This is a genomic window from Pseudomonas putida (assembly GCF_001976065.1).
GTDB lineage: Bacteria > Pseudomonadota > Gammaproteobacteria > Pseudomonadales > Pseudomonadaceae > Aquipseudomonas > Aquipseudomonas serbica.
The window spans coordinates 364,844-388,742 of sequence record NZ_MNAH01000005.1; the positions used below are offsets into that span (position 1 = coordinate 364,844).

21 protein-coding genes and 1 pseudogene are annotated in these 23,899 nt (G+C 58.7%); 18 read left to right on the forward strand and 4 right to left on the reverse strand.

Annotated features, from left to right (window positions below):
• Window positions 1–65 precede the first annotated feature (65 nt).
• The 4 genes and pseudogenes from BKX96_RS20140 to BKX96_RS33275 all read left to right on the forward strand — a co-directional run.
• A complete protein-coding gene (locus BKX96_RS20140) occupies window positions 66–1,478 on the forward strand; it encodes a PAAR domain-containing protein (RefSeq protein WP_077185296.1) in 1,413 nt (470 codons plus the stop codon).
• Window positions 1,475–1,858: a hypothetical protein gene (locus tag BKX96_RS20145; RefSeq protein ID WP_046819600.1), complete on the forward strand. Its 384-nt coding sequence runs from the start codon at window positions 1,475–1,477 to the stop codon at window positions 1,856–1,858. Before BKX96_RS20140 ends, BKX96_RS20145 begins: the two co-directional genes overlap by 4 nt.
• A gap of 123 nt (window positions 1,859–1,981) precedes the next feature.
• On the forward strand, window positions 1,982–2,737 hold the full coding sequence (locus BKX96_RS33440) for a hypothetical protein (protein ID WP_179092162.1): 756 nt from the start codon (window positions 1,982–1,984) through the stop codon (window positions 2,735–2,737).
• A 46-nt stretch (window positions 2,738–2,783) separates the two neighbouring features.
• Window positions 2,784–3,344 (forward strand): annotated as a pseudogene (locus BKX96_RS33275) (DUF6933 domain-containing protein); the annotation flags it as partial.
• 129 nt (window positions 3,345–3,473) lie between these two features.
• On the opposite strand, the gene BKX96_RS20160 reads toward BKX96_RS33275, so the two are convergent.
• The 4 genes from BKX96_RS20160 to BKX96_RS20175 all read right to left on the reverse strand — a co-directional run bounded on the left by BKX96_RS20160 (window position 3,474) and on the right by BKX96_RS20175 (window position 7,234).
• A complete protein-coding gene (locus BKX96_RS20160; RefSeq protein ID WP_077185298.1) occupies window positions 3,474–4,187 on the reverse strand; it encodes an HNH endonuclease in 714 nt (237 codons plus the stop codon).
• A gap of 101 nt (window positions 4,188–4,288) precedes the next feature.
• Window positions 4,289–4,828, reverse strand: a complete 540-nt coding sequence (locus tag BKX96_RS20165) for a BRO-N domain-containing protein (RefSeq protein WP_046819604.1) — start codon at window positions 4,826–4,828, stop codon at window positions 4,289–4,291.
• 354 nt (window positions 4,829–5,182) lie between these two features.
• Window positions 5,183–6,430 carry a ribonucleotide-diphosphate reductase subunit beta gene (locus BKX96_RS20170; RefSeq protein ID WP_007978181.1) on the reverse strand — a complete coding sequence of 416 codons (1,248 nt, stop codon included), beginning with the start codon at window positions 6,428–6,430 and terminating at the stop codon, window positions 5,183–5,185.
• A 540-nt stretch (window positions 6,431–6,970) separates the two neighbouring features.
• Window positions 6,971–7,234: a DUF2790 domain-containing protein gene (locus tag BKX96_RS20175; RefSeq protein WP_046819605.1), complete on the reverse strand. Its 264-nt coding sequence runs from the start codon at window positions 7,232–7,234 to the stop codon at window positions 6,971–6,973.
• Window positions 7,235–7,708: 474 nt separating this feature from the next.
• On the opposite strand from BKX96_RS20175, the gene acs reads away from it, so the two are divergent.
• From acs to astE, 14 genes are all read left to right on the forward strand, one after another.
• Window positions 7,709–9,664 carry an acetate--CoA ligase gene (gene acs, locus BKX96_RS20180; protein ID WP_046819606.1) on the forward strand — a complete coding sequence of 652 codons (1,956 nt, stop codon included), beginning with the start codon at window positions 7,709–7,711 and terminating at the stop codon, window positions 9,662–9,664.
• Window positions 9,665–10,354: 690 nt separating this feature from the next.
• Entirely contained in the window at window positions 10,355–11,131 is a 777-nt protein-coding gene (aotJ, locus tag BKX96_RS20185; protein ID WP_046819607.1) for an L-arginine-binding protein AotJ, read from the forward strand.
• Between the two features lie 83 nt (window positions 11,132–11,214).
• On the forward strand, window positions 11,215–11,904 hold the full coding sequence (locus BKX96_RS20190) for an ABC transporter permease (RefSeq protein ID WP_047532379.1): 690 nt from the start codon (window positions 11,215–11,217) through the stop codon (window positions 11,902–11,904).
• The gene (locus BKX96_RS20195) at window positions 11,901–12,599 is read left to right on the forward strand and encodes an ABC transporter permease (protein ID WP_046819609.1); all 699 of its coding nucleotides are present in this window, start codon (window positions 11,901–11,903) and stop codon (window positions 12,597–12,599) included. Before BKX96_RS20190 ends, BKX96_RS20195 begins: the two co-directional genes overlap by 4 nt.
• Window position 12,600: 1 nt before the next feature.
• A complete protein-coding gene (locus tag BKX96_RS20200; RefSeq protein WP_046819610.1) occupies window positions 12,601–13,713 on the forward strand; it encodes a M14 family metallopeptidase in 1,113 nt (370 codons plus the stop codon).
• Window positions 13,714–13,740: 27 nt separating this feature from the next.
• Complete coding sequence (locus BKX96_RS20205) at window positions 13,741–14,505, forward strand: ABC transporter ATP-binding protein (protein WP_046819611.1); 765 nt, start codon at window positions 13,741–13,743, stop codon at window positions 14,503–14,505.
• 241 nt (window positions 14,506–14,746) lie between these two features.
• Window positions 14,747–15,727: a transcriptional regulator ArgR gene (gene argR, locus BKX96_RS20210; protein ID WP_046819612.1), complete on the forward strand. Its 981-nt coding sequence runs from the start codon at window positions 14,747–14,749 to the stop codon at window positions 15,725–15,727.
• 302 nt (window positions 15,728–16,029) lie between these two features.
• Window positions 16,030–17,250: an aspartate aminotransferase family protein gene (locus BKX96_RS20215; protein ID WP_046819613.1), complete on the forward strand. Its 1,221-nt coding sequence runs from the start codon at window positions 16,030–16,032 to the stop codon at window positions 17,248–17,250.
• 238 nt (window positions 17,251–17,488) lie between these two features.
• Complete coding sequence (aruF, locus tag BKX96_RS20220) at window positions 17,489–18,508, forward strand: arginine/ornithine succinyltransferase subunit alpha (RefSeq protein ID WP_046819614.1); 1,020 nt, start codon at window positions 17,489–17,491, stop codon at window positions 18,506–18,508.
• A gap of 73 nt (window positions 18,509–18,581) precedes the next feature.
• Window positions 18,582–19,607 carry an arginine N-succinyltransferase gene (gene aruG / locus BKX96_RS20225; RefSeq protein WP_046819615.1) on the forward strand — a complete coding sequence of 342 codons (1,026 nt, stop codon included), beginning with the start codon at window positions 18,582–18,584 and terminating at the stop codon, window positions 19,605–19,607.
• Window positions 19,604–21,073: a succinylglutamate-semialdehyde dehydrogenase gene (gene astD / locus BKX96_RS20230; protein WP_166620463.1), complete on the forward strand. Its 1,470-nt coding sequence runs from the start codon at window positions 19,604–19,606 to the stop codon at window positions 21,071–21,073. The genes aruG and astD overlap by 4 nt, the downstream gene beginning before the upstream one ends.
• A gap of 139 nt (window positions 21,074–21,212) precedes the next feature.
• The gene (gene astB, locus BKX96_RS20235) at window positions 21,213–22,559 is read left to right on the forward strand and encodes an N-succinylarginine dihydrolase (protein WP_046819617.1); all 1,347 of its coding nucleotides are present in this window, start codon (window positions 21,213–21,215) and stop codon (window positions 22,557–22,559) included.
• 25 nt (window positions 22,560–22,584) lie between these two features.
• On the forward strand, window positions 22,585–22,875 hold the full coding sequence (locus tag BKX96_RS20240) for a hypothetical protein (RefSeq protein WP_045057447.1): 291 nt from the start codon (window positions 22,585–22,587) through the stop codon (window positions 22,873–22,875).
• An 11-nt stretch (window positions 22,876–22,886) separates the two neighbouring features.
• Window positions 22,887–23,897 carry a succinylglutamate desuccinylase gene (astE, locus tag BKX96_RS20245; protein WP_077185300.1) on the forward strand — a complete coding sequence of 337 codons (1,011 nt, stop codon included), beginning with the start codon at window positions 22,887–22,889 and terminating at the stop codon, window positions 23,895–23,897.
• The last annotated feature ends 2 nt before the right edge of the window (window positions 23,898–23,899 follow it).

Consider the following 23,899-nt stretch of genomic DNA (forward strand, 5'->3'; position numbering starts at 1 on the left):
CTTATCGATCGTGAACAGTGGTGCGCTTTCCATAAATGGGGCGCCAGCAGAGAGGGAGATCAGCAATGGCCAAAGGACATTTCATTCGCCTGGGTGACGAGACCACTTGCGGCGGCAAGGTTTTGGAAGCCGATACACGCGTCATGATGTTTGGTATCGCCCATGCGCGTGAAGGCGACCGCGTTTCCTGCGGAAAAAACGACGAAACCTACACCATCGTGGGAGGCGTCTCTTACATCAACAGTCATGGCAGGATCGTGGCGGGCTCGCTGGACAGCTACAGCACCTGCCCTTGCAGAGCCAGGTTGATCCCGTCGGTTTTTACTGCCACTTATGAGTCGCGTAGCAGTGCTGCGCCCCAGACCACAAGGGCCGTGGCCCAACCCACCACACCTCTCGCCAGCAATCCGGCAGCGCCACGGCCAGCCGGTTTCGCGTCTGCGTCGAGCACTTCCAAGCCAGTGCCCCTGGGCACTACAGCAGCCCAGGAACCGGGCTTCTACATCGTGCCGAAAAGCACCACCCGTGAGCAGATTGAAGCCTCCTTGTTCACCGTGCGTGACCCGGCGGTGATGGGCAAATTCAAGTTGCTCAATCCTAACCTGCGCGACGTCAAAGCCGGCTCGATGGTCGTGCTGAGCGACCCCCAAAATTACCAATGCACCCGTGAAGAAGCCCTGCTCATGGATGTGGCAGCCAAGACCAACCAGATCATTGAAACGCTTAGCCCTGAAGAAGCGGATTTCATGGTGCAACACCGTGATGTCATCCAGACCTTCCTGACCTATGGCTCGAACGCTATCGGCATTGGCGCGAGCGTTTTCAAGAACAACCTGGATAACGTAGGCAATGCCTTGAGTGATATCGAAGCGTTGCAACGGAATACGCTTCAAAGAGATGGGCACCTGCGCTCGCCAGCGTTCTTTGCAGAGCGCCAGCGTCTGCTCGCACAGCTGAACAGCCATATGACGGCACTGACCCGCAAGGGCATTGGATTCCCTGACCATATCAACTTGAAAAAAATGTTGGGTATCTCCAGCCAAAGCCTGGTCCACCACTGGACCAATGCCAGTCCCGGGGGGCAAATACCGGGTCATGCGACCCATCTTGAAGGTGTGGCGAAGGCTTCTAAATACGTCAAATACGGCGGTTGGGTCGGGACGGTCGTCGGCGGAGGAGCATCTGTCTTAAAGGTGCAGGATGTGTGTACGGCGGGAAGTTCCGAAGCTTGCGAGCGTGTTAGATTTACCGAGACAGGAAGCTTTGTTGTGGGTATCGGCGGTGGCATGGGTGCTGGCTGGATGTTAAGTGCCCCCGTTGTCGGTGCACTTTGCATTGGGTTGGGGGTGCCTACAGGCGGGATAGGGACGTTGGCATGCAGTATCGTCGTGGTTGGCGTTGGCTCTTATGCGGGTGGTGCATTGGGTGGTCAGCTAGGTGAAATGGCTGGTGAAGTAATTTATGAGGCGATGAAATGACTACCGCAGGACTGGTTGTTGGTAGCTTGAGTTGCATCGTGATTGTTAGCCTGTTCATTTGTATTGCACTCGCTCTTTACTTGGGATATACCCAAAGCGAAGAAATGACTAAGCATTTCAAAAATAGTTCATCAAGCATAACTAGCGCTACGCACAAACACTCCGGCCCTTACGGTAAAATGCAGTTAGTAGGAGGGATATCTTTTGTTTTGACATTTCCTCGATTTTTTTTGAAGCAAGGCGTCCTTGATGCTGAAGATATTAGAAACTTCCCTTTGCACCTCAGGCGAAAGCTTATAGCGCTGCAATGGGGGTTTATAGTTATTTTCATCTCCATGGCATTATTGGTCTGTATAAGAGGGTCAGGAATACTTGACTGACTAAAAAGGGGGATGATTTATTATTCACGCTTTCGAATGGAAATAATTGTCCCCTTTTGTCCGTATGACGGCACTGACCCGAAAAGGGATCGGTTTTCCACACCACATTAACTTGAAAAAATGTTGGGTATTTCCAGCCAAAGCCTGATCCACCACTCGATCAATGCCAGTCCCGGGGGGCAAATTCCAGGTTACGCCACCCATCTTGAAGGCGTGGCGAAGGCTTCGAAGTACGTTAATTACGGCGGTTGGCTCTGTATCGCCATTGATGGCGGGGCATCTGCCATGAAGGTTCAAAAGGTTTGCGTTGCAGGAAGTATCGACGCATGTGAACGAGTCCGACTAACAGAGTTGGGGAGTTTTAGCGGAGGAGTGGCTGGTGGGCGGGGGGGCGGTCTGATGGTGCGTGGAAAAGTAAAGCTGTTAGCAAAAAAATGCAAGCATTGTAGCGTGACAAACGAAGTGAATATGGCGCGAATTAAGGGTGGACTCTGCTATACGTGTAGAAAATCACTGCATGATGCGAGAGGAGTGAATATGCTGAAGCAGGCCTCTGTAAGGTTGAAGGTCTTGCTCAGTGTTATTTCCCTGTGTTGTTTGCTGTTGGCTGGTTATTCGATTTATTACAATCATATCGTATTGCCTTATGGGGGAGGGCGTGTGAGATCCAGGTTGTTGGCGTTCAACGGTCTTGGGGTTGCAGTTCCTGCGCTGGCATTGATTATGTTCGCAGTTGGTTTGTTGACTGTCGTTGCGGCTAATCTCTATCGCTACTCTAACGAAAAGGCATGTGAGAGAATAATAAGGCGCAGTCTGTGTTTCGGGCTTTTTTTATACTGGATATCTATTTTCTTTGCCGATGATATTGACTATAGGTGACTCATTAAAAAATGCTAATAGACGGTTGAATGTTCAGTTGAGGGTGATGGCTAGCGTCCATTCTGCCCGCACTGGCGATCCTCCTGTCGACAACTCCTTGAGCATGAAGAAAATTACTCCGGTGGACAAACCACCATCGTACGTTATTGAAGACGATGTGCCTGATGCGTCAGCCGAGCAGTGGCTGGTCCACACTATTACCGTTCAACGCAAGCACGTGCTGCTCGTCATCCATGTGCAAACCCGGTATTGCATGATATTCGCGGACGCGAACAAAGCGGATATTGAAGGTTTCGTCGATCGTTTTGCCGAGCGTTGGATAAATGGCCTGATCCGCCATGCGGGCCACCACGACATCCTTCATTGGGTCGATGACGAGCCGATGATGTAGCGCTTCTAGGAGAGTTGCCGCGAGTACGTGTTTTACAAACGCGGGCATCGCGGTGCGCAAAAACACCTCAATGAAATTGCCTGGATCTTCGAAGGTTGCGCCGCCGAATGGGGTACGTTGCCCCGGGATGAATTGGTGGCTGGTCGCTTCGACAGTGATATGAACGACACGCCGCGAAGCAGTAAAGGCCGCAAGGACTATTACTACCCAGATGATCTTTCGCGGCAGCATAGAGGTCAATGAGCATCATCTGTCTCTGGTCCGCATCAAACTTTCTGGTCATGCAGTTGCTTTGGACTTCGCTGAGTCGGCAAAGCGGATAAGCGATCCCGACACAGAGTTCGATTACTCAGGAATCAACCGTCTGACCTTCTTATAAAGCGAAGCGGTGAACTCCTCATTGTCGCTCGAATGGTGACAGCGACGATGGCAGTTTGGGCACAGCGCTACGGCGTTGGTGACTTGATCCGAGCCTTTTTCGGCGAGCGGCTTAACGTGGTGAACTTCTAGATAAGGCAACCCAAGTTTTTGAAACGGGGCAGGTTCGCCACAGCCATCGCAATGACCTTCGGCTTCATTTCGCACCCACGCTCGCACCTCGGGGTCACGGACAAAAACTGTGCTTGAGCTCGCCGCTCGTTTCGGTTTCTTAATGCCTTCTGGCGGCTTCTTGATCTTTAGCTTTTGAAGCGCAGCAGCACGACGCTCTAGGGTTTGTTCGTCATCTGTCGGAGCGGTGGGGTCGCCAGGCTGAACGCCTCGTTCGGTGAGCGCGGCCTGAATTAACTGCTCAACATTCGAACCAACATTCTTGGCAGGCTTGTATCCCTTGATGAACTCCCGATCCATCTTCATCAGAACCGTAGAGATGTTCTGCATCCGGAATTCGACGGAGCCTTTGGTGCGGGTGGGTAAGGCTGTTTCGCGTAGAGCCAGATTCACTTTAGTCTTCACGAATTTTTGCCCGCTTAGCTCTAGCGCGAGCATCTTCAGATAGGCATCTACCGCGGCCTTGATCTCAGAAACGCTCCAGTCGCCGTCTTTTATCTTTTCGCTCATACAATCGCCGAGAGTTGAAAACCCTCGGACGATACTGAGTGGCCACTACGACTGTCTACGAAATTTCCTACAAGAAATAGCGACAGATCTTGAAGAGGATCCTACAAGCGCGTCATCGAATGCTTCGACGACCGAAACACCTGCACGACTCTCCGCCACCAAGGCCTAGCGACAGGCGCTCTCCGCTGCGTGTGATCATGCAGTAGGTAAGGCATATCGCGCAGCCGAATCCAACCTTCATCTTGCCAACACAACAGACTTAAGGACATCTCCGGCCAATCCAACAAACTCAACATCGGCCGATCCGAGTTCTTCGGTTGATCAGCATCTCGTAAAGCCGGTACGACCTGATGGGTTAGCCATTCACGCAACAACCGATTTCCGGGTGCGTAGTGATACACCAACAGCGCATACACGCCGGACTCACTGAGCATCAGTTGTTTTTTCGGTTGTCGGTAATACTCAATCCACAACGCGCGATGCTGGTCTTTGTCCAGTTTGTTGAGCATGCGCTCACTCAAGTGAAAACCCATCAATCGACCGACATCGTGGGCACAGAACCATGGTTGGTTTTCAAGGAGGAGGGCGTGGAGTGGGAGGTTATGGCGGTGGAAGACTGTCGAACTGAGAGGATCGGTCATTACCGATCGGTGTGGAGTTTGTGCAGGCATTTCCATTACCTCTACGTTTGAATTTGAAGAGGGCCGGAGCCCAACGTAGAGGACCTAAGAATCCCAACGAAGCTGTTTGCCCACACACGAATGCGCTTACTTGCTGGTAGCAGCATGCGTTCTGTGTGTGAGGTTAGCTTCTACGTTGGGCGTTTCTTAGGCACCTGCAGCAGAGATTAGAATGGCTTTGAATGGTCATCAATGCGGATGCAGCTGGAAATGCTGTAGGGGTTTTCCTGCTGTCAAAAAAAGCCCCGATCAGATCGGGGCTTTTAGATGTTCGATTTAGCGATTCAAATCGCTGAATCGTGGCTTGCCAAGGAATCAATCCCAGCTAAGCGCACCACCGGTTTGGTATTCGATTACGCGAGTCTCAAAGAAATTTTTCTCTTTCTTCAAGTCCATGATCTCGCTCATCCAAGGGAACGGGTTCGTAGTCCCTGGGTACTCTTCTTTCAAACCGATCTGCGACAGGCGACGGTTAGCGATGAACTTGAGGTAGTCCTCCATCATCGCTGCGTTCATGCCCAGCACGCCACGAGGCATGGTGTCACGAGCGTATTCGATCTCAAGCTGAGTACCTTGCAGAATCATCTGCGAAGCTTCTTCCTTCATTTCAGCATCCCACAAATGTGGGTTTTCGATTTTGATCTGGTTGATCACGTCGATGCCGAAGTTCAGGTGCATGGATTCGTCGCGCAGGATGTATTGGAACTGCTCGGCGACGCCGGTCATTTTGTTGCGGCGGCCCATGGAGAGGATCTGGGTGAAGCCGCAGTAGAAGAAGATGCCTTCCAGGACGCAGTAGTAGGCGATCAGGTTGCGCAGCAGCTCTTTGTCGGTTTCGACGGTGCCGGTTTCGAACTTTGGATCGGAGATCGAACGGGTGTACTTCAGGCCCCAGGTGGCTTTTTTCGCGACCGATGGGATCTCGTGGTACATGTTGAAGATTTCGCCTTCATCCATGGCCAACGATTCGATGCAGTACTGGTAGGCGTGGGTGTGGATCGCCTCTTCGAAGGCCTGGCGCAGGATGTACTGGCGGCATTCCGGGTTGGTGATCAGGCGGTACACGGCCAGCACCAGGTTGTTGGCAACCAGGGAGTCGGCGGTGGAGAAGAAGCCGAGGTTGCGCATCACGATGCGGCGCTCGTCGTCGGTCAGGCCTTCCGGGTTTTTCCAGAGGGCGATGTCGGCGGTCATGTTGACTTCTTGCGGCATCCAGTGGTTTGCGCAGCCGTCCAGGTACTTCTGCCAGGCCCAGTCGTACTTGAAAGGTACGAGCTGGTTGAGGTCGGCACGGCAGTTGATCATGCGCTTTTCATCGACAGCGACACGGGCGGAGGCGCCTTCGAGTTCGGCGAGGCCTTCGGCGACGTCGAGCGAGTCCAGGGCGGCTTTGGCGCGGGCAACGGCGGCAGAGTCAGCGGCGGTCACGGCGCGCGCTTCGAGGGCGGCGGCACCGCCGGCGCTGTCGAGACGGTCCATGTTGGCTTCGGTGGCGTGGCCAGCGTTGGCGCTCTTGACTGCTACTTCCGTGTCTTCTTTGTCGAATTCGTCCCAGCTCAGCATGACGTGTCGTCTCCTGCGTGAGGGCCAGTGTGCCCGTGTGAAAATGATGGGTTGGTTTTTCACACGGCGGTGCTGGCCGCGTTGGATAGCGTTTTTTGCAGCGGTACACGCAGGCAATAAACATAAATTTTGTACGGGGTTCCGAGAGCCACTGATGGGCGCAATCGGCATCGAATGCCGTTGCGGGGCTTCAGACTGGCTTTTCATCCCTGTAAGGGGATATTGCAGGCCCGTTTAAGGCCGCATTATAGGGAAATTTTCACGGTCGTGGTGGGGCGAATCCGCGCATGGAGCGGTGGAAAGGGCGGGTTTTTCGGTCGGAGCGAGGGTTTACAGGGCTTTGGCGGGTGAAGATTTTTTTTTGCGCAAATGGCGGGGAATCGGTTTTGCTCAAAAAGTAAGCAGAAAAGCGCCTTTTTTACTACATCTTGTGTTTGTGGGCGATTTTTGACCAGTTAAGACACAACTGAGCCCGGCGCGAGCCGGGCTGGAATCGACCTCCAGCTAAGCGCTGAAGCGGCCGGATTCGGCGCAGTCAGATCAGCCGCTGGAGCAGCCGTTACCCATGACGCTGTAGCGCAGGATATGGCGCTGGCCTTTGGAGTCGTCATATTCCATTTTCATCGGCACAACTTCACACACATTGGGGACTTCGCTCATGGAAATAACTTTGGCGATGTCCAGGTCCATCGAATAAGTGTAATCCTCGATAGCCGGTTGTTGCTGCGCGACATCAGTCTGGGCCTCGTCTGCCATGGCGGTTGCGCACAGGCTGCTGAGGGCCAGAACCAATAAAGCTTTCATCTAGTGTTTACCTTTTTCAAGTCGAGTGGGGTCACGCAACCTTTTTGGGGTTGCGTGTGGATCGGACTACTTGGGTTTGGGTTAACTGCCTTCGTGGGGGCTGTAACTTGGTTAACTCAGTTTGCCGGGTTGGCGGAGCGAATTTTAGGCGTGGGGGTGGCATTCATATAGGCGTGGTTTTGATAAACACCTTTGGCGGATTTTGTAACAATCCCCGGGCACCCTCTGTAGGAGCGAGCTTGCTCCGGGCGGCGTTCCGACGATGATCGTTAACAATAACGCGCTGTGTCTGATGCCCCTTGGTGTTCTCGGGTTTTTCGCGAGCAGGCTCGCTCCCACAGGGGGGGTGGGATGCGTGCGGGTATCAGGACATTTCGTGTGGGCTTGTTACTACCATCGTCGAATGGTTCTATAGGCCCCGCCCGGGCTACAACAGGGTCATACAAAAACAACTATTCCACCGAGGTAAGAAAGATGAGTGCGGCTTCCCTGTATCCCGTTCGTCCCGAGGTTCTGGCCAACACGCTGACTGACGAGGCGACCTACAAGGCCATGTACCAGCAGTCGGTCGTCAACCCGGACGGCTTCTGGCGCGAACAGGCCAAGCGCCTCGACTGGATCAAGCCTTTCACCACGGTGAAACAGACGTCCTTCGACGATCACCACGTCGACATCAAGTGGTTCGCCGACGGCACCCTCAACGTTTCCTACAACTGCCTGGACCGTCATCTGGCCGAGCGCGGCGATCAGGTCGCGATCATCTGGGAGGGCGATGACCCTGCCGAAAGCCGCAACATCACCTACCGCGAACTGCACGAACAGGTCTGCAAGTTCGCCAACGCCCTGCGTGGCCAGGACGTGCACCGCGGCGACGTGGTGACTATCTATATGCCGATGATCCCCGAAGCCGTGGTCGCCATGCTGGCCTGTACCCGGATCGGCGCGATTCACTCGGTGGTGTTCGGCGGTTTCTCGCCGGAGGCCCTGGCCGGTCGCATCATCGACTGCAAGTCGAAAGTGGTAATCACCGCAGACGAAGGCATTCGTGCCGGCAAGAAGATCCCGCTCAAGGCCAACGTCGACGACGCCCTGACCAACCCGGAAACCAGCAGCATCCAGAAAGTCATCGTGTGCCAGCGTACCGGTGGCAACATCAAGTGGAACCAGCACCGGGACATCTGGTACGAAGACCTGATGAAAGTGGCGGGCACTGTTTGCGCGCCTAAAGAGATGGGCGCCGAAGAAGCGCTGTTCATCCTCTACACCTCCGGATCCACCGGTAAGCCCAAGGGCGTGCAGCACACCACCGGCGGTTACCTGTTGTACGCGGCCATGACCCACGAGCGCGTGTTCGACTACCGTCCGGGTGAAGTCTACTGGTGCACCGCCGACGTCGGCTGGGTCACCGGCCACACCTACATCGTCTATGGCCCGCTGGCCAACGGCGCGACCACGCTGCTGTTCGAAGGCGTACCGAACTATCCGGACATCACCCGGGTGGCGAAGATCGTCGACAAGCACAAGGTCAATATCCTCTACACCGCCCCGACCGCCATTCGCGCCATGATGGCCGCGGGTACGGCCGCCGTAGAAGGTGCCGATGGCAGCAGTCTGCGCCTGTTGGGTTCGGTGGGTGAGCCGATCAACCCGGAAGCCTGGGACTGGTACTACAAGAATGTCGGTCAATCCCGTTGCCCGATCGTCGACACCTGGTGGCAGACCGAAACCGGCGCGACCCTGATGAGCCCGCTGCCGGGTGCTCATGGCCTGAAACCGGGTTCCGCGGCGCGTCCGTTCTTCGGCGTAGTGCCGGCACTGGTGGACAACCTGGGCAATATCATCGAAGGCGAGGCCGAGGGTAACCTGGTGATTCTCGATTCGTGGCCAGGCCAGGCACGTACGCTGTACGGCGATCACGACCGTTTCGTCGACACCTACTTCAAGACCTTCCGTGGCATGTACTTCACCGGTGACGGCGCCCGTCGTGATGCCGATGGTTACTACTGGATCACCGGTCGCGTCGACGACGTGCTCAACGTGTCCGGTCACCGCATGGGCACCGCCGAGATCGAAAGCGCGATGGTCGCCCACCCGAAAGTCGCCGAAGCGGCGGTGGTTGGTGTGCCGCACGACATCAAGGGGCAGGGCATCTATGTCTATGTCACCTTGAAAAATGGTGAGGAGCCGAGCGAGCAGCTGCGCCTGGAGCTGAAAAACTGGGTGCGCAAGGAGATCGGCCCGATTGCTTCACCGGATGTGATCCAGTGGGCGCCGGGGCTGCCGAAGACTCGTTCGGGCAAGATCATGCGCCGGATCCTGCGCAAGATTGCCACGGCTGAGTACGATGGGCTGGGGGATATTTCCACCCTGGCCGACCCGGGTGTGGTGCAGCATTTGATTGATACGCACCGGACCATGAATGTTGCTTAAGTAGCGTTCAGCGTCATTGAAGCCCTGCCAGGTGTTGAGCCTGGTGGGGCTTTTTGTTGGCTGAGGGTTTTGTGTTGGCAGTGCTGGCCTCTTCGCGGGCAAGCCCGCTCCTACAGGGGGCTATGGAGGGGGCGCGATCTGTGTCACACCATGGAAACCTGTGGGAGCGGGCTTGCCCGCGAAGGGGCCAGAACAGGCTCCGCATAAACAACAGCCAATAATTATCGGCTTCCCCTGTAGGATCTTTCCTACTGTTACCTGCGACCTTTCAGGTTACTGAATGTGTAACCGTGCTGCGCCAATTCGGGGCGTTGGGAAACGCGAAGCCCTGTTGGATGCCTCCACAAAAAATAAGAATCCACGCTGCGCTTGCCGGATTAGAAGGGTTTGCCAATAATAGGCCCGCAACTTGCAATACAGATCGGTTTACCGTCTTTTGCTCTCGCATGATTTTGCAGGGCTGTCAATGTGCTCGAACGGCTTTCTTGGTGCATCTGTAACTAGTTGTCGCATTGAAGAAATATCGGCTCCGGGCCTGTCGTTAGAATGCCGATCACTCGCTCGTCATTGCCTGTGTTGAATTTCAACGCCCGCATCCTAGGACGCAGCAACGTTTTGCGGTTTCACTCATTCGCATATTGGGCTGTCGCTCACTCTGCCGTTTTAGCCCTTTACCGATGGAGTCCCAAGATGAAGAAACTCGTGCTGCTTGGCGCCCTGGCAATGTCCTGCGTGCTGTCCCTGCCAACCTTCGCCGATGAAAAGCCCCTGAAGATCGGTATCGAAGCGGCTTACCCTCCGTTCGCCTCCAAAGCGCCGGACGGCAGCATCGTGGGTTTCGACTACGACATCGGTAACGCCCTGTGCGAAGAGATGAAGGTCAAGTGCGTGTGGGTCGAGCAAGAGTTCGACGGCCTGATCCCGGCGCTGAAAGTGCGCAAGATCGATGCAATCCTGTCGTCCATGTCGATCACTGAAGACCGCAAGAAGTCCGTGGACTTCACCAACAAGTACTACAACACCCCAGCTCGCCTGGTCATGAAGGAAGGCACTCAGGTCAGCGAAGGTCTGACCGAGCTCAAGGGCAAGAACATCGGCGTGCAGCGTGGTTCGATCCACGAGCGTTTCGCCCGCGAAGTCCTGGCGCCACTGGGTGCCGAGATCAAGCCATACGGTTCGCAGAACGAGATTTACCTCGACGTGGCCGCCGGCCGCCTCGACGGCACCGTGGCAGACGCTACGCTGCTCAATGACGGTTTCCTGAAAACCGACGCCGGTAAAGGTTTCGCCTTCGTTGGCCCGGCGTTCACCGACGTCAAATACTTCGGCGACGGCGTGGGTATCGCGGTTCGCAAGGGTGACGCGCTGAAAGACAAGATCAACACCGCGATCACGGCCATCCGCGAGAACGGCAAGTACAAGCAAATCCAGGACAAGTACTTCGCCTTCGATATCTACGGCAAGTAACAGACACGTCCGAAATGGCGCAAGCAACAGGTTTTTCTGAGGTTTGCGCCATTTTTTCATCCCAACTTTCGAGGACCTGAATCATGTTGAAAGGCTACGGGGCTGTCATCCTCGATGGCGCTTGGCTGACGCTTCAGCTCGCCTTGTCGTCCATGGCCCTGGCCATTGTCCTGGGCCTGATCGGCGTGGCGCTGCGTCTGTCGCCGGTGCGCTGGCTGGCCTGGCTGGGCGACCTGTACTCCACGGTAATCCGCGGGATTCCCGACCTGGTGCTGATCCTGCTGATTTTCTACGGTGGTCAGGACCTGCTTAACCGTGTCGCGCCGCTGCTCGGTTTCGACGAATACATTGACCTGAACCCCTTGGCCGCCGGTATCGGCACCCTGGGCTTCATCTTCGGTGCCTACCTGTCGGAAACCTTCCGTGGTGCGTTCATGGCGATTCCCAAGGGGCAGGCTGAAGCCGGCATGGCCTACGGCATGAGCAGTTTCCAGGTGTTCTTCCGGGTGTTGGTGCCGCAGATGATTCGCCTGGCGATTCCGGGTTTCACCAACAACTGGCTGGTGCTGACCAAGGCCACCGCGCTGATTTCGGTGGTGGGACTGCAAGACATGATGTTCAAGGCCAAGCAGGCGGCAGATGCCACCCGCGAGCCTTTCACCTTCTTCCTCGCAGTGGCGGCGATGTACCTGGTGATCACCAGTGTCTCGTTGCTGGCATTGCGTCACCTTGAGAAGCGCTACTCGGTAGGCGTAAGGGCGGCTGATCTATGATCTTCGACTACAACGTCATTTGGGAGGCCTTGCCGCTGTACTTCGGCGGCCTGGTGACCACCCTCAAATTGCTCGCGCTGTCGCTGTTTTTCGGTCTGCTGGCGGCCTTGCCGCTGGGCCTGATGCGCGTCTCGAAGAACGCAGTCGTCAACATGACGGCCTGGCTCTTCACCTACGTGATCCGCGGCACGCCGATGCTGGTGCAGCTGTTCCTGATCTACTACGGTCTGGCGCAGTTCGAAGCGGTACGTGAAAGCTTCCTGTGGCCGTGGCTGTCCAGCGCAACCTTCTGTGCCTGCCTCGCGTTTGCCATCAACACCAGCGCCTACACTGCCGAAATCATCGCCGGCAGCCTGCGCGCCACGCCGAACGGCGAGATCGAAGCGGCCAAGGCCATGGGTATGTCGCGCTTCAAGATGTACAAGCGCATCCTGCTGCCGTCGGCCCTGCGCCGCGCACTGCCGCAGTACAGCAACGAAGTGATCATGATGCTGCAGACCACCAGCCTGGCGTCCATCGTGACCCTGATCGATATCACCGGTGCCGCGCGCACGGTCAACGCCCAGTTCTACCTGCCGTTCGAGGCCTACATCACCGCCGGCGTGTTCTACCTGTGCCTGACCTTCATCCTGGTGAAGCTGTTCAAGATGGCCGAGCGCCGCTGGCTGGGCTACCTGGCCCCGCGGAAGCACTGATATGGAACGCATCGATCATGTTTTGCCGTGGAGCCACCTGGGCAGCGAGCGCCAGATCTCGGTGTTCCGCTTCGGCAGCGGTGAGCGCAAGGCCTACATCCAGGCCAGCCTGCACGCCGATGAATTGCCCGGCATGCGCACCGCCTGGGCGCTGAAAACGCGCCTGGCCGAGCTCGAAGCCCAAGGCTTGCTCAACGGCGTGATCGAACTGGTGCCGGTGGCCAATCCACTGGGCCTCGGTCAGTTGCTGCAGGGCAATCATCAAGGGCGTTTCGAGGCCGGCAGCGGTAAGAATTTCAACCGCGATTTCGTCGAGCTGAGCGCGCCGGTGGCCGCAGGACTCGATGGCCATCTGGGCGATGACCCGCACGCCAATATCCGCTTGATCCGCCAGGCCATGAGCGATCATCTGGCCGCACTGCCACCGGCCAGCAGCCAGTTGCAGGGCATGCAGCGCATCCTGCTCAGCCATGCCTGCACTGCCGACGTGGTATTGGACCTGCATTGCGATGCCGAAGCGGCGCTGCACATGTATGCCTTGCCGCAACATTGGCCGCAGTGGCGTTCGCTGGCTGCGCACTTGAATGTTCGAGTTGGCTTGCTGGCGGAAGACTCCGGCGGCAGTTCCTTCGACGAAGCCTGTTCGTTGCCGTGGTTGCGCTTGTCGCGTCAGTTCCCGGACGCGCAGATTCCGCTGGCGTGCCTGGCGACGACCCTTGAACTGGGTGGTCAGGCTGATACCGGTCGCCCTGAGACTGAGGCTTACGCCGAGGGCATCCTGGCGTTCCTCGCCGAGCAGGGATTGATCAGCGGAGACTGGCCGCAACCTGCCCAGCCAGCGTGCGAAGGCCTGCCGTTCGAAGGCACCGAATTGCTGTTCGCACCGCACCCCGGTGTGGTGAGTTTCCTGCGTAAACCTGGTGAATGGGTTGAGGCGGGCGACGAGATTTTCGAAGTGATCGATCCGCTGGCGGATCGGGTCAGCACGGTGTGTGCTGGTACGTCCGGGGTGCTGTTTGCCATTGAGCGGCTGCGTTACGCCCAACCCGGTTTCTGGCTGGCCAAGGTGGCGGGGCGCGAAGCGCTGCGTCACGGGCGCTTGCTCAACGACTGACTGACTGTTTTTGTGAGAACCGACCGCATGTACAAGCTTGAAGTCCAAGACCTGCATAAACGCTATGGCAGTCACGAAGTGCTCAAGGGCGTGTCCCTGAAAGCGGCGGCTGGCGATGTGATCAGCATCATCGGCTCCAGTGGCTCCGGCAAAAGTACCTTCCTGCGCTGCATCAACCTGTTGGAGCAGCCGCACGCGGGCAGGATCCTGCTCAACAACGAAGAGCTGAAACTGGTGGCAGGCAAGGACGGCGCCATGAAGGCCGCCGATCCGAAACAACTGCAACGCATGCGTTCGCGCCTGTCGATGGTGTTCCAGCATTTCAACCTGTGGTCGCACATGACCGCGCTGGAAAACATCATGGAGGCGCCGGTGCATGTACTGGGCGTGTCCAAGGCCGAGGCCCGCGAGAAAGCCGAGCACTACCTGAACAAGGTGGGCGTGGCGCATCGCAAGGATGCCTACCCGGGCCACATGTCCGGCGGCGAACAGCAGCGCGTGGCGATTGCCCGTGCGCTGGCGATGGAACCTGAGGTGATGCTCTTCGACGAACCGACCTCGGCTCTGGATCCGGAACTGGTTGGCGACGTGCTCAAAGTCATGCAGGCCCTGGCCCAGGAAGGCCGGACCATGGTCGTGGTGACCCACGAAATGGGCTTCGCCCGTGAAGTGTCGAACCAGTTGGTGTTCCTGCACAAAGGTGTGGTCGAAGAAAGCGGCAACCCGCGTGAAGTGCTGGTCAATCCACAGTCCGAACGCTTGCAGCAATTCCTGTCCGGCAGCTTGAAATAATCAGGACTGCCGTTGTGCACCGGGATCGTGCATGCTTCGCAACCTGAAGGCTGGCTCCGATCCCTGTAGGAGCCGGCTCGCCGGCGAAGGCGTCCTCAAGGGTGGTGCATGACTCTGGACCGCCATCGCTGGCAAGCCAGCTCCTACAGTTGATCTGTGTAGGCTTTGAGATTTGCGTTCATTTACGGGCTAGCATTGGCCCATGCCTTCATCACTGTTCTTCGCTTCGGATTGCTCGCCCATGACTGCCCATCGAATTGGTTTCCTGATTTGGCCCAGCACTAAAGCACTGACGCTTGCGCTGGCTGAGGAGGCCTTGCGCGTTGCCCAGCGTGTGCATCCGGACGTGGTCTATGAACTGTCCTTCCTGCAAGCCGAACCGGCGACCGAAAGCGCCTGGCAATTGCCGGGTGAAGCCTGGGCCGGCAAGCTGGAAAACTTCCAGAAACTGTTCCTGCTCGCCGACGAGCCGCCGACCAGCCTCGCGCCGGCGCTGAGCAGTGCGCTCAAGCAACTGGTGCGTGCCGGCTGCGTGATCGGCGGCTTGTCGGCCGGTGTTTATCCGCTGGCGCAACTGGGTTTGCTCGACGGTTACCGCGCCGCGGTGCACTGGCGCTGGCAGGATGATTTCGCCGAACGCTTTCCGAAAGTCATCGCCACCAGTCATCTGTTTGATTGGGACCGCGATCGCCTGACCGCGTGTGGCGGTATGTCGGTGCTCGACCTGTTGCTGGCGGTGCTGGCCCGCGATCACGGTGCCGAGCTGGCTGGCGCGGTGTCGGAAGAACTGGTGGTCGAGCGGATTCGCGAGGGCGGCGAGCGCCAGCGTATTCCGTTGCAGAACCGCCTCGGCTCCAGCCATCCCAAGCTCACCCAGGCGGTGTTGCTGATGGAAGCCAACATCGAAGAGCCGCTGACCACCGACGAAATCGCCCAGCATGTGTGCGTGTCTCGTCGACAACTGGAGCGGATCTTCAAGCAATACCTCAACCGCGTGCCGAGCCAGTACTACCTGGAACTGCGCCTGAACAAGGCCCGGCAGATGCTGATGCAGACCAGCAAGTCGATCATCCAGATCGGCCTGTCCTGCGGTTTCTCCTCCGGCCCGCATTTCTCCAGCGCCTACCGCAACTTCTTCGGCGCCACGCCGCGCGAAGATCGCAACCAGCGGCGCAGCAGCAGCCCGTTCGAATTGTCCTCGGTACCCTCCGAGCGCGGCTAACTCCAGCGCCCGTTCATCCTGCGTCATCCCCTGTAGGAGCCGGCTTGCCGGCGAAGGCGTCCTCAGGGGCGGTGCATGGCGCTGGGCCGCCTTCGCTGGCAAGCCAGCTCCTACAAGCGCTCGCGACAGTTTAAACTGCGCCTTTGCGACCCTATATGTCGCATTGCCGTAAACCCGGGAAAAACCGGGGTTTGCGCTATAAGAAGTTGTCGCTTGGCGGCAAGGCCGGGCTGAAAACTGTCCTTACAATCCTCACCAAGCTCGCCAGTTTCAGGCGAGTGTTTTCTCTTCAGGAGACTCCGATGTCCGTTGAGCACGCTGCGGTACAACGCGCCGATTTCGATCAGGTTATGGTTCCCAACTACGCGCCTGCCGCCTTCATTCCCGTGCGTGGCGCCGGTTCCCGCGTCTGGGATCAGTCCGGTCGCGAGCTGATCGACTTCGCCGGCGGTATTGCCGTCAACGTATTGGGCCACGCACATCCGGCGCTGGTCGGTGCCTTGACCGAGCAGGCCAACAAGCTGTGGCACGTGTCCAACGTGTTCACCAATGAGCCGGCCCTGCGCCTGGCCCACAAACTGGTCGATGCCACCTTTGCCGAGCGTGCCTTCTTCTGCAACTCGGGCGCCGAAGCCAACGAAGCAGCCTTCAAGCTGGCCCGTCGTGTCGGTTTCGACCGCTTCGGCAGCGAGAAGTACGAAATCATCGCCGCGCTTAACAGCTTCCACGGCCGTACCCTGTTCACCGTGAACGTCGGTGGCCAGTCGAAGTACTCCGACGGCTTCGGTCCGAAGATCACCGGTATTACCCACGTGCCGTACAACGATCTGGCCGCGCTGAAAGCCGCCATTTCCGACAAGACCTGCGCGGTGGTCCTGGAGCCGATCCAGGGCGAGAGCGGCGTGATCCCGGCTGAACTGGAATACCTGCAAGGTGCCCGCGAACTCTGCACCGCGCACAACGCGCTGCTGATTTTCGACGAAGTGCAAACCGGCATGGGCCGCACCGGCCATCTGTTCGCCTACCAGCATTACGGCGTGACCCCGGACATCCTGACCAGTGCCAAGAGCCTGGGCGGCGGTTTCCCGATCGCGGCCATGCTGACCACCGAAGACCTGGCCAAGCACCTGGTCGTCGGCACCCACGGCACCACCTACGGCGGCAACCCGCTGGCATGTGCGGTCGCCGAAGCGGTAATCGACGTGATCAACACCCCTGAAGTGCTGGCCGGCGTCAATGCCAAGCACGACAAGTTCAAGGCGCGCCTGGAGCAGATCGGCGAGAAATACGGCCTGTTCACTAAAGTGCGTGGCATGGGCCTGTTGATCGGTTGCGTCCTGAGCGATGCCTGGAAAGGCAAGGCCAAGGACATCTTCAACGCCGCCGAGCGTGAAGGCCTGATGGTGCTGCAAGCCGGCCCGGACGTGGTGCGTTTCGCCCCAAGCCTGGTGGTGGAAGATGCGGACATCGACGAAGGCCTGGACCGTTTCGAACGCGCTGCAGCAAAACTGACGCAAGCCTGATAGACCCTTCGACGCCTGGCTTTTCAGGCGTCGAACCCAATTTTTATGCCGGACAGTCCTGACGCTCCCCCCTGTGTAGGCGCTGGCTTGCCAGCGAAGGCGGCCAATAAGTCGCCACAAGGCTTAAGGGCCTCTTCGCTGGCAAGCCAGCTCCTACAAGGGACGTCGCAGGGCAGCCCAGGTATTTTTTCTCCGTCGACCAATCGGGTCGACCTGTTCTTGATTAAGGAGTGACACCATGCTGGTGATGCGCCCCGCGCAAATGGCTGACCTGGGCGAGGTACAGCGTCTGGCTGCGGACAGCCCGATTGGTGTCACTTCCTTGCCGGATGACGTTGAACGCCTGAGCGACAAGATTGCCGCGAGCGAAGCCTCGTTCGCCGCCGAAGTCAGCTTCAACGGTGAAGAGAGTTATTTTTTCGTGCTCGAAGACACGGCCACCGGCAAGTTGGTGGGCTGTTCGGCGATTGTGGCCTCGGCGGGTTATTCCGAGCCGTTCTACAGTTTCCGTAATGAAACCTTTGTGCACGCCTCCCGCGAGCTGAAGATTCATAACAAGATTCACGTGCTCTCGCAGTGCCACGACCTGACCGGCAACAGCTTGCTGACCAGTTTCTACGTACAGCGCGAGCTGGTGGGCTCGCCTTGGGCCGAGCTCAATTCCCGTGGCCGCTTGCTGTTCGTCGCCAGCCACCCGGAACGCTTCGCCGATTCGGTGGTGACCGAGATCGTCGGCTACAGCGATGAAAATGGCGACTCGCCGTTCTGGGATGCCATCGGTCGCAACTTCTTCGACCTCAACTACGCCGAGGCCGAACGCCTGTGTGGCCTGAAGAGCCGGACCTTCCTCGCCGAACTGATGCCGCACTACCCGATCTACGTGCCGCTGCTGCCGGACTCCGCCCAGGAAGCCATGGGCCAGGTGCACCCTCGGGCACAGATCACCTTCGACATCCTGATGCGCGAAGGCTTCGAAACCGATCACTACATCGACATCTTCGACGGCGGTCCGACCTTGCATGCCCGTGTCTCGGGGATCCGTTCGATCGCCCAGAGCCGCGTGGTGCCAGTGAAGATCGGCGAGCCGGTCAAAGGCGTCGGTCGTCAGTACCTGGTGGCCAATGCCCAGTTGCAGGACTACCGCGCGGTCATGCTCGAGCTTGACTACGCGCCGGGCAAGCCGGTGACCCTGGACCTGGAAACGGCCGAAGCCCTGGGCGTCGGTGAAGGTGCCAGCGTGCGCCTGGTGGCGGTTTAACACCTGCTTAAAAGAATGCTTAGAAAGCAGCGAGTTTCACGGGTGGCGCAAGCGGCCCGTTTGAGGAGATAGCATGATCGTTCGTCCCGTACGCAGCAGCGATTTACCCGCTCTGATCGACCTGGCCCGCAGCACCGGCACCGGCCTGACCACCTTGCCGGCCAACGAAGAGCGTCTGGCCCACCGGGTTGGCTGGGCCGAGAAGACCTTTCGCGGCGAAGCCGGACGGGGCGATGCGGATTACCTGTTCGTGCTCGAAGACGACAACGGCCGCGTGGTGGGTATTTCCGCCATTGCTGGCGCCGTCGGCCTGCGTGAGCCCTGGTACAACTTCCGTGTCGGTCTGACGGTCAGCGCTTCGCAGGAGCTGAACATCTATCGGGAAATCCCGACCCTTTTCCTGGCCAACGACCTGACCGGCAATTCCGAGTTGTGCTCGTTGTTCCTGCACGCCGATTACCGCAGTGGCCTCAACGGTCGCATGCTGTCCAAGGCGCGGATGCTGTTCATCGCCGAATTCCCGCAACTGTTCGGCAACAAGATCATTGCCGAGATGCGCGGTGTGTCCGACGAAGCCGGGCGGTCGCCATTCTGGGAAAGCCTGGGACGGCACTTCTTCAAGATGGAATTCAGCCAGGCGGACTACCTGACCGGCGTAGGCAACAAAGCCTTTATCGCCGAGCTGATGCCGAAGTTTCCGCTGTACACCTGCTTCCTGTCGCCAGATGCGCGCAACGTGATCGGCCAGGTGCACCCGGACACCGAGCCTGCGTTGTCGATGCTCAAGAGCGAAGGCTTCAGTTACCAGGGCTACGTCGACATCTTCGACGCCGGCCCGGCCATCGAATGCGAAACCAGCAAGATCCGCGCCGTGCGTGATAGCCAGGCACTGGTGCTGGCCATCGGCACGCCGGGTGACGACGCCACGCCGTTCATCATTCATAACCGCAAGCGCGAAGACTGCCGCATCACTGCCGCTCCGGCACGTCTTGCCGCCGGCACGCTGGTGGTCGATCCGCTGACCGCCAAACGTCTTCAACTCAACGCTGGCGATCAAGTGCGCGCCGTGGCGTTGTCCGCTGCTCGGGAGTCGAAATAATGAAGTCGCTATACATTGCAGGTGAATGGCTGGCCGGTCAGGGCGAAGTCTTCGAGTCGCTGAACCCGGTGACCCAGCAGGTGCTGTGGTCCGGAAACGGTGCCACCGCCGATCAGGTCGAGTCGGCCGTGCAGGCTGCGCGCCAGGCGTTCCCCGGCTGGGCCCGGCGCACCCTGGAAGAGCGTATCGCGGTGCTGGAAGCCTTTGCCGCAGCCCTGAAAAGTCATGCAGACGAACTGGCCCATGCCATCGGCGAGGAAACCGGCAAGCCCCTGTGGGAATCGGCCACCGAAGTCACCAGCATGGTCAACAAGATTGCGATTTCGGTACAGAGCTACCGCGAGCGCACGGGCGAGAAAAGCGGCCCGCTGGGCGATGCCACTGCGGTGCTGCGCCACAAGCCCCATGGCGTGGTAGCGGTGTTCGGCCCTTACAATTTCCCGGGGCACTTGCCCAACGGGCATATCGTGCCGGCACTGCTGGCCGGTAACAGCGTGCTGTTCAAACCGAGCGAGCTGACGCCGAAAGTTGCCGAGCTGACGGTCAAGTGCTGGATCGAAGCCGGGTTGCCAGCGGGCGTGCTGAACCTGCTGCAGGGCGCTCGCGAAACCGGTATCGCCCTGGCGGCGAACCCGGGCATAGACGGCCTGTTCTTCACCGGTTCCAGCCGCACGGGCAATCACCTGCACCAGCAATTTGCCGGTCGCCCGGACAAGATCCTGGCGCTGGAGATGGGCGGCAACAACCCGCTGGTGGTGGATCAGGTCGCCGATCTCGATGCCGCGGTGTACACCATCATCCAGTCGGCATTCATCTCTGCCGGCCAGCGCTGCACGTGTGCCCGTCGCTTGCTGGTGCCGCAAGGCGCCTGGGGCGACACATTGCTGGCGCGCCTGGTGGCGGTCAGTGCATCGATTGAAGTCGGTGCGTTCGATCAGCAACCGGCCCCCTTCATGGGCTCGGTGATTTCCCTCGGCGCGGCGAAAGCGTTGATGGATGCCCAGGAGCATCTGTTGGCCAACGGTGCGGTGGCGTTGCTGGAAATGACCCAGCCCCAGGCCCAGGCCGCCTTGCTGACCCCAGGCATTCTCGACGTCACGGCGGTCGCTGATCGTCCGGACGAAGAGCTGTTCGGCCCGCTGCTGCAAGTGATCCGCTACGCTGATTTTGAGGCGGCGATCGCTGAAGCCAACGACACCGAGTACGGCCTGGCCGCTGGCCTGCTGTCGGATTCCGAAGCGCGCTACCAGCAGTTCTGGTTGGAAAGCCGCGCCGGCATCGTCAACTGGAACAAGCAACTGACCGGCGCCGCGAGCAGCGCACCGTTCGGTGGCGTCGGTGCCTCGGGTAACCATCGCGCCAGTGCCTACTACGCGGCGGATTACTGCGCGTACCCGGTGGCGTCGCTGGAAACACCGAGCCTGACTTTGCCAGCGGCCCTGACGCCAGGCGTGAAAATGGCGTGATGCCCATTCGCGAGCAAGCCCGCTCCCACATTGGAATGCATTTCCCTGTGGGAGCGAGCCTGCTCGCGAAGGCCACGCCTCGGTCTTACTGAATTGTTACTTGAAGTCTATAACAACAGATTCTCGTGGAGCCTCGCCGATGAAATCCTATGAAGTCAATTTTGACGGTCTAGTGGGGCCGACCCATAACTACGGCGGCCTGTCCTACGGCAACGTCGCGTCCCAGAGCAACAGCCAGCAGTCTTCGAATCCGAAGGAAGCGGCGCTGCAAGGCCTGGCGAAAATGAAAGCGTTGATGGACATGGGCTTTCAGCAAGGCGTTCTAGCCCCGCAGGAGCGCCCGGACGTGGCCGCCTTGCGCCGCCTGGGTTTCAGTGGCACCGACGCGCAAGTGATCGAACGTGCCGCCAAGGAAGCCATGCCATTGCTCGTCGCCAGTTGCTCGGCATCGAGCATGTGGGTAGCCAACGCCGCCACCGTCAGCCCGAGTGCTGACACCGCGGATGGCCGCGTGCACTTCACCGCCGCGAACCTCAACTGCAAGTATCACCGCAGCATCGAACACCCGACCACCAGCCGCGTGCTGGGCGCCATGTTCGCCGACCAGAAGCACTTCGCCCACCACGCCGCATTGCCGGCCGTGGCGCAGTTCGGTGACGAAGGCGCGGCCAACCACACCCGTTTCTGCCGTGAGTACGGCGAAGCCGGCGTCGAATTCTTCGTGTTCGGCCGCAGTGCCTTCGACACCCGCTACCCGGCTCCGCAGAAGTACCCGGCGCGCCAGACCCTCGAAGCATCCCAGGCGGTTGCTCGCCTGCACGGCCTGAGCGATGACGGCGTGGTCTATGGCCAGCAAAACCCGTCGGTGATCGACCAGGGCGTGTTCCACAATGACGTGATCGCCGTGGGCAATGGCGAAGTGCTGTTCTATCACGAGGACGCTTTCCTCGAGACCGACAAGATGCTCGCCGAATTGCAGGGCAAACTCGCCAAGGTCGGTGGGAAATTTCAGTCGGTGTGCGTTCCGCGTTCCGCGGTCACCGTCGAAGACGCGGTTCGCTCCTACCTGTTCAATAGCCAGCTGCTGTCGCGTCCTGACGGCTCCATGCTGTTGATCGTGCCGGAAGAATGCCGTGGCAACGAGCGCGTATGGCAATACCTGCAGGGTTTGACCAGCTCCGGCGGCCTGATCCGCGAAGTGAAAGTCTTCGATCTCAAGCAGAGCATGCAGAATGGCGGTGGCCCTGCTTGCCTGAGGTTGCGTGTCGCACTCAACGAAACCGAACTGGCGGCGGTCAACCCAGGGGTTATCATGACGGCACCGTTGTACGGCACTCTGACCGAATGGGTCGAGAAGCACTACCGCGACCGCATGACCGAAAACGATCTGGCGGACCCGCAATTGCTGCTTGAGTGCCGGACGGCACTGGATGAACTGACGCAAATCCTTAAACTGGGCGCGGTTTATCCATTCCAGATCAATTGAAAGTCTCAAACGAGAGCGTAAAGACATGAGCGATACCCTGCAGCTGATCCTTGAAGACACCGACGGCACGCAACTGGAAACGTCTTGCACCCGCGTCGCGGTCATGTGGCAAGGCAAAGAGCTGTGGATCCAGCAGGATGGCCGTGGCCAGTTGCTGATCGGCGTGGACGTCGAAGAAGGCGACGCCGAATACGCCAACCTGCTGTTGCGCCCATTGGCGACTAATCTGGTAAGTCTGCAACTGGAGATGGAACCGGCTGACCTGGGCGACGACGAGGAACACGTTCACGGCCCGGATTGCAATCACGACCATTAAGGAAACCGCCTATGCTCGCCCTCGGCAAACTGCTTGAACTGACCCTCGCCGGCCGCGAACCGGCGGAGAAGACTCAACTGACTGTCGAAGGCGTGCGCATGCGCTGGTTGAGCGAAGGTGCGCTGGAAGTCCGGCCGCCCGAAGTGCGCGACAACGGCCTGGACCTCCTCCTGTCGGCCGGTATCCACGGTAACGAAACAGCGCCGATCGAACTGCTCGATCGCCTGTTGCATGACATCGCCCGCGGCGACCTGAAACCGCGCGCCCGTATTCTGTTTCTGTTCGGCAACCCCGACGCGATTCGCAAGGGCGAGCGTTTTGTCGAGCAGGACGTCAATCGGCTGTTCAACGGCCGTCACGAACAAAGCAGTGGCTGCGAAGCCCTGCGCGCCTGTGAACTGGAACGCCTGGCGGCCAGTTTCTTCAGCCTGCCGGATCGCCAGCGACTGCACTACGACCTGCACACGGCGATTCGTGGTTCGAAAATCGAACAGTTCGCCTTGTACCCCTGGAAGGAAGATCGCCAGCATTCGCGGCAGGAACTGGCCCGTCTGCGCGCCGCCGGCATGGAAGCGGTGCTGTTGCAGAACAAGCCGTCCATCGTCTTCAGTTCCTATACCTACGACAAGCTCGGCGCCGAGGCCTTCACCCTCGAACTGGGCAAGGCGCGGCCGTTCGGGCAGAACGACGGGGTGAACGTCTCCCGCCTGGAAACCCGTCTCAAGCAGATCATCGAAGGCACCGAGCCCGAGTTGGCTGAAGAGGCACTGGACGGTTTGCAGCTGTTCAGCGTGGCACGGGAAATCATCAAGCACAGCGACAGCTTCCGCCTGAACCTGCCAGTGGACATCGAGAACTTTTCAGAGCTGGAAGTGGGTTACCTGCTGGCGGAAGACATCGCCAATACCCGCTGGATCATCGAGGAGGAGGGCGCCCGGATCATCTTCCCGAACCCCAAGGTGAAGAATGGTCTGCGGGCCGGCATCCTGATCGTGCCGACCACCGACGAAAACCTCGCCTGACA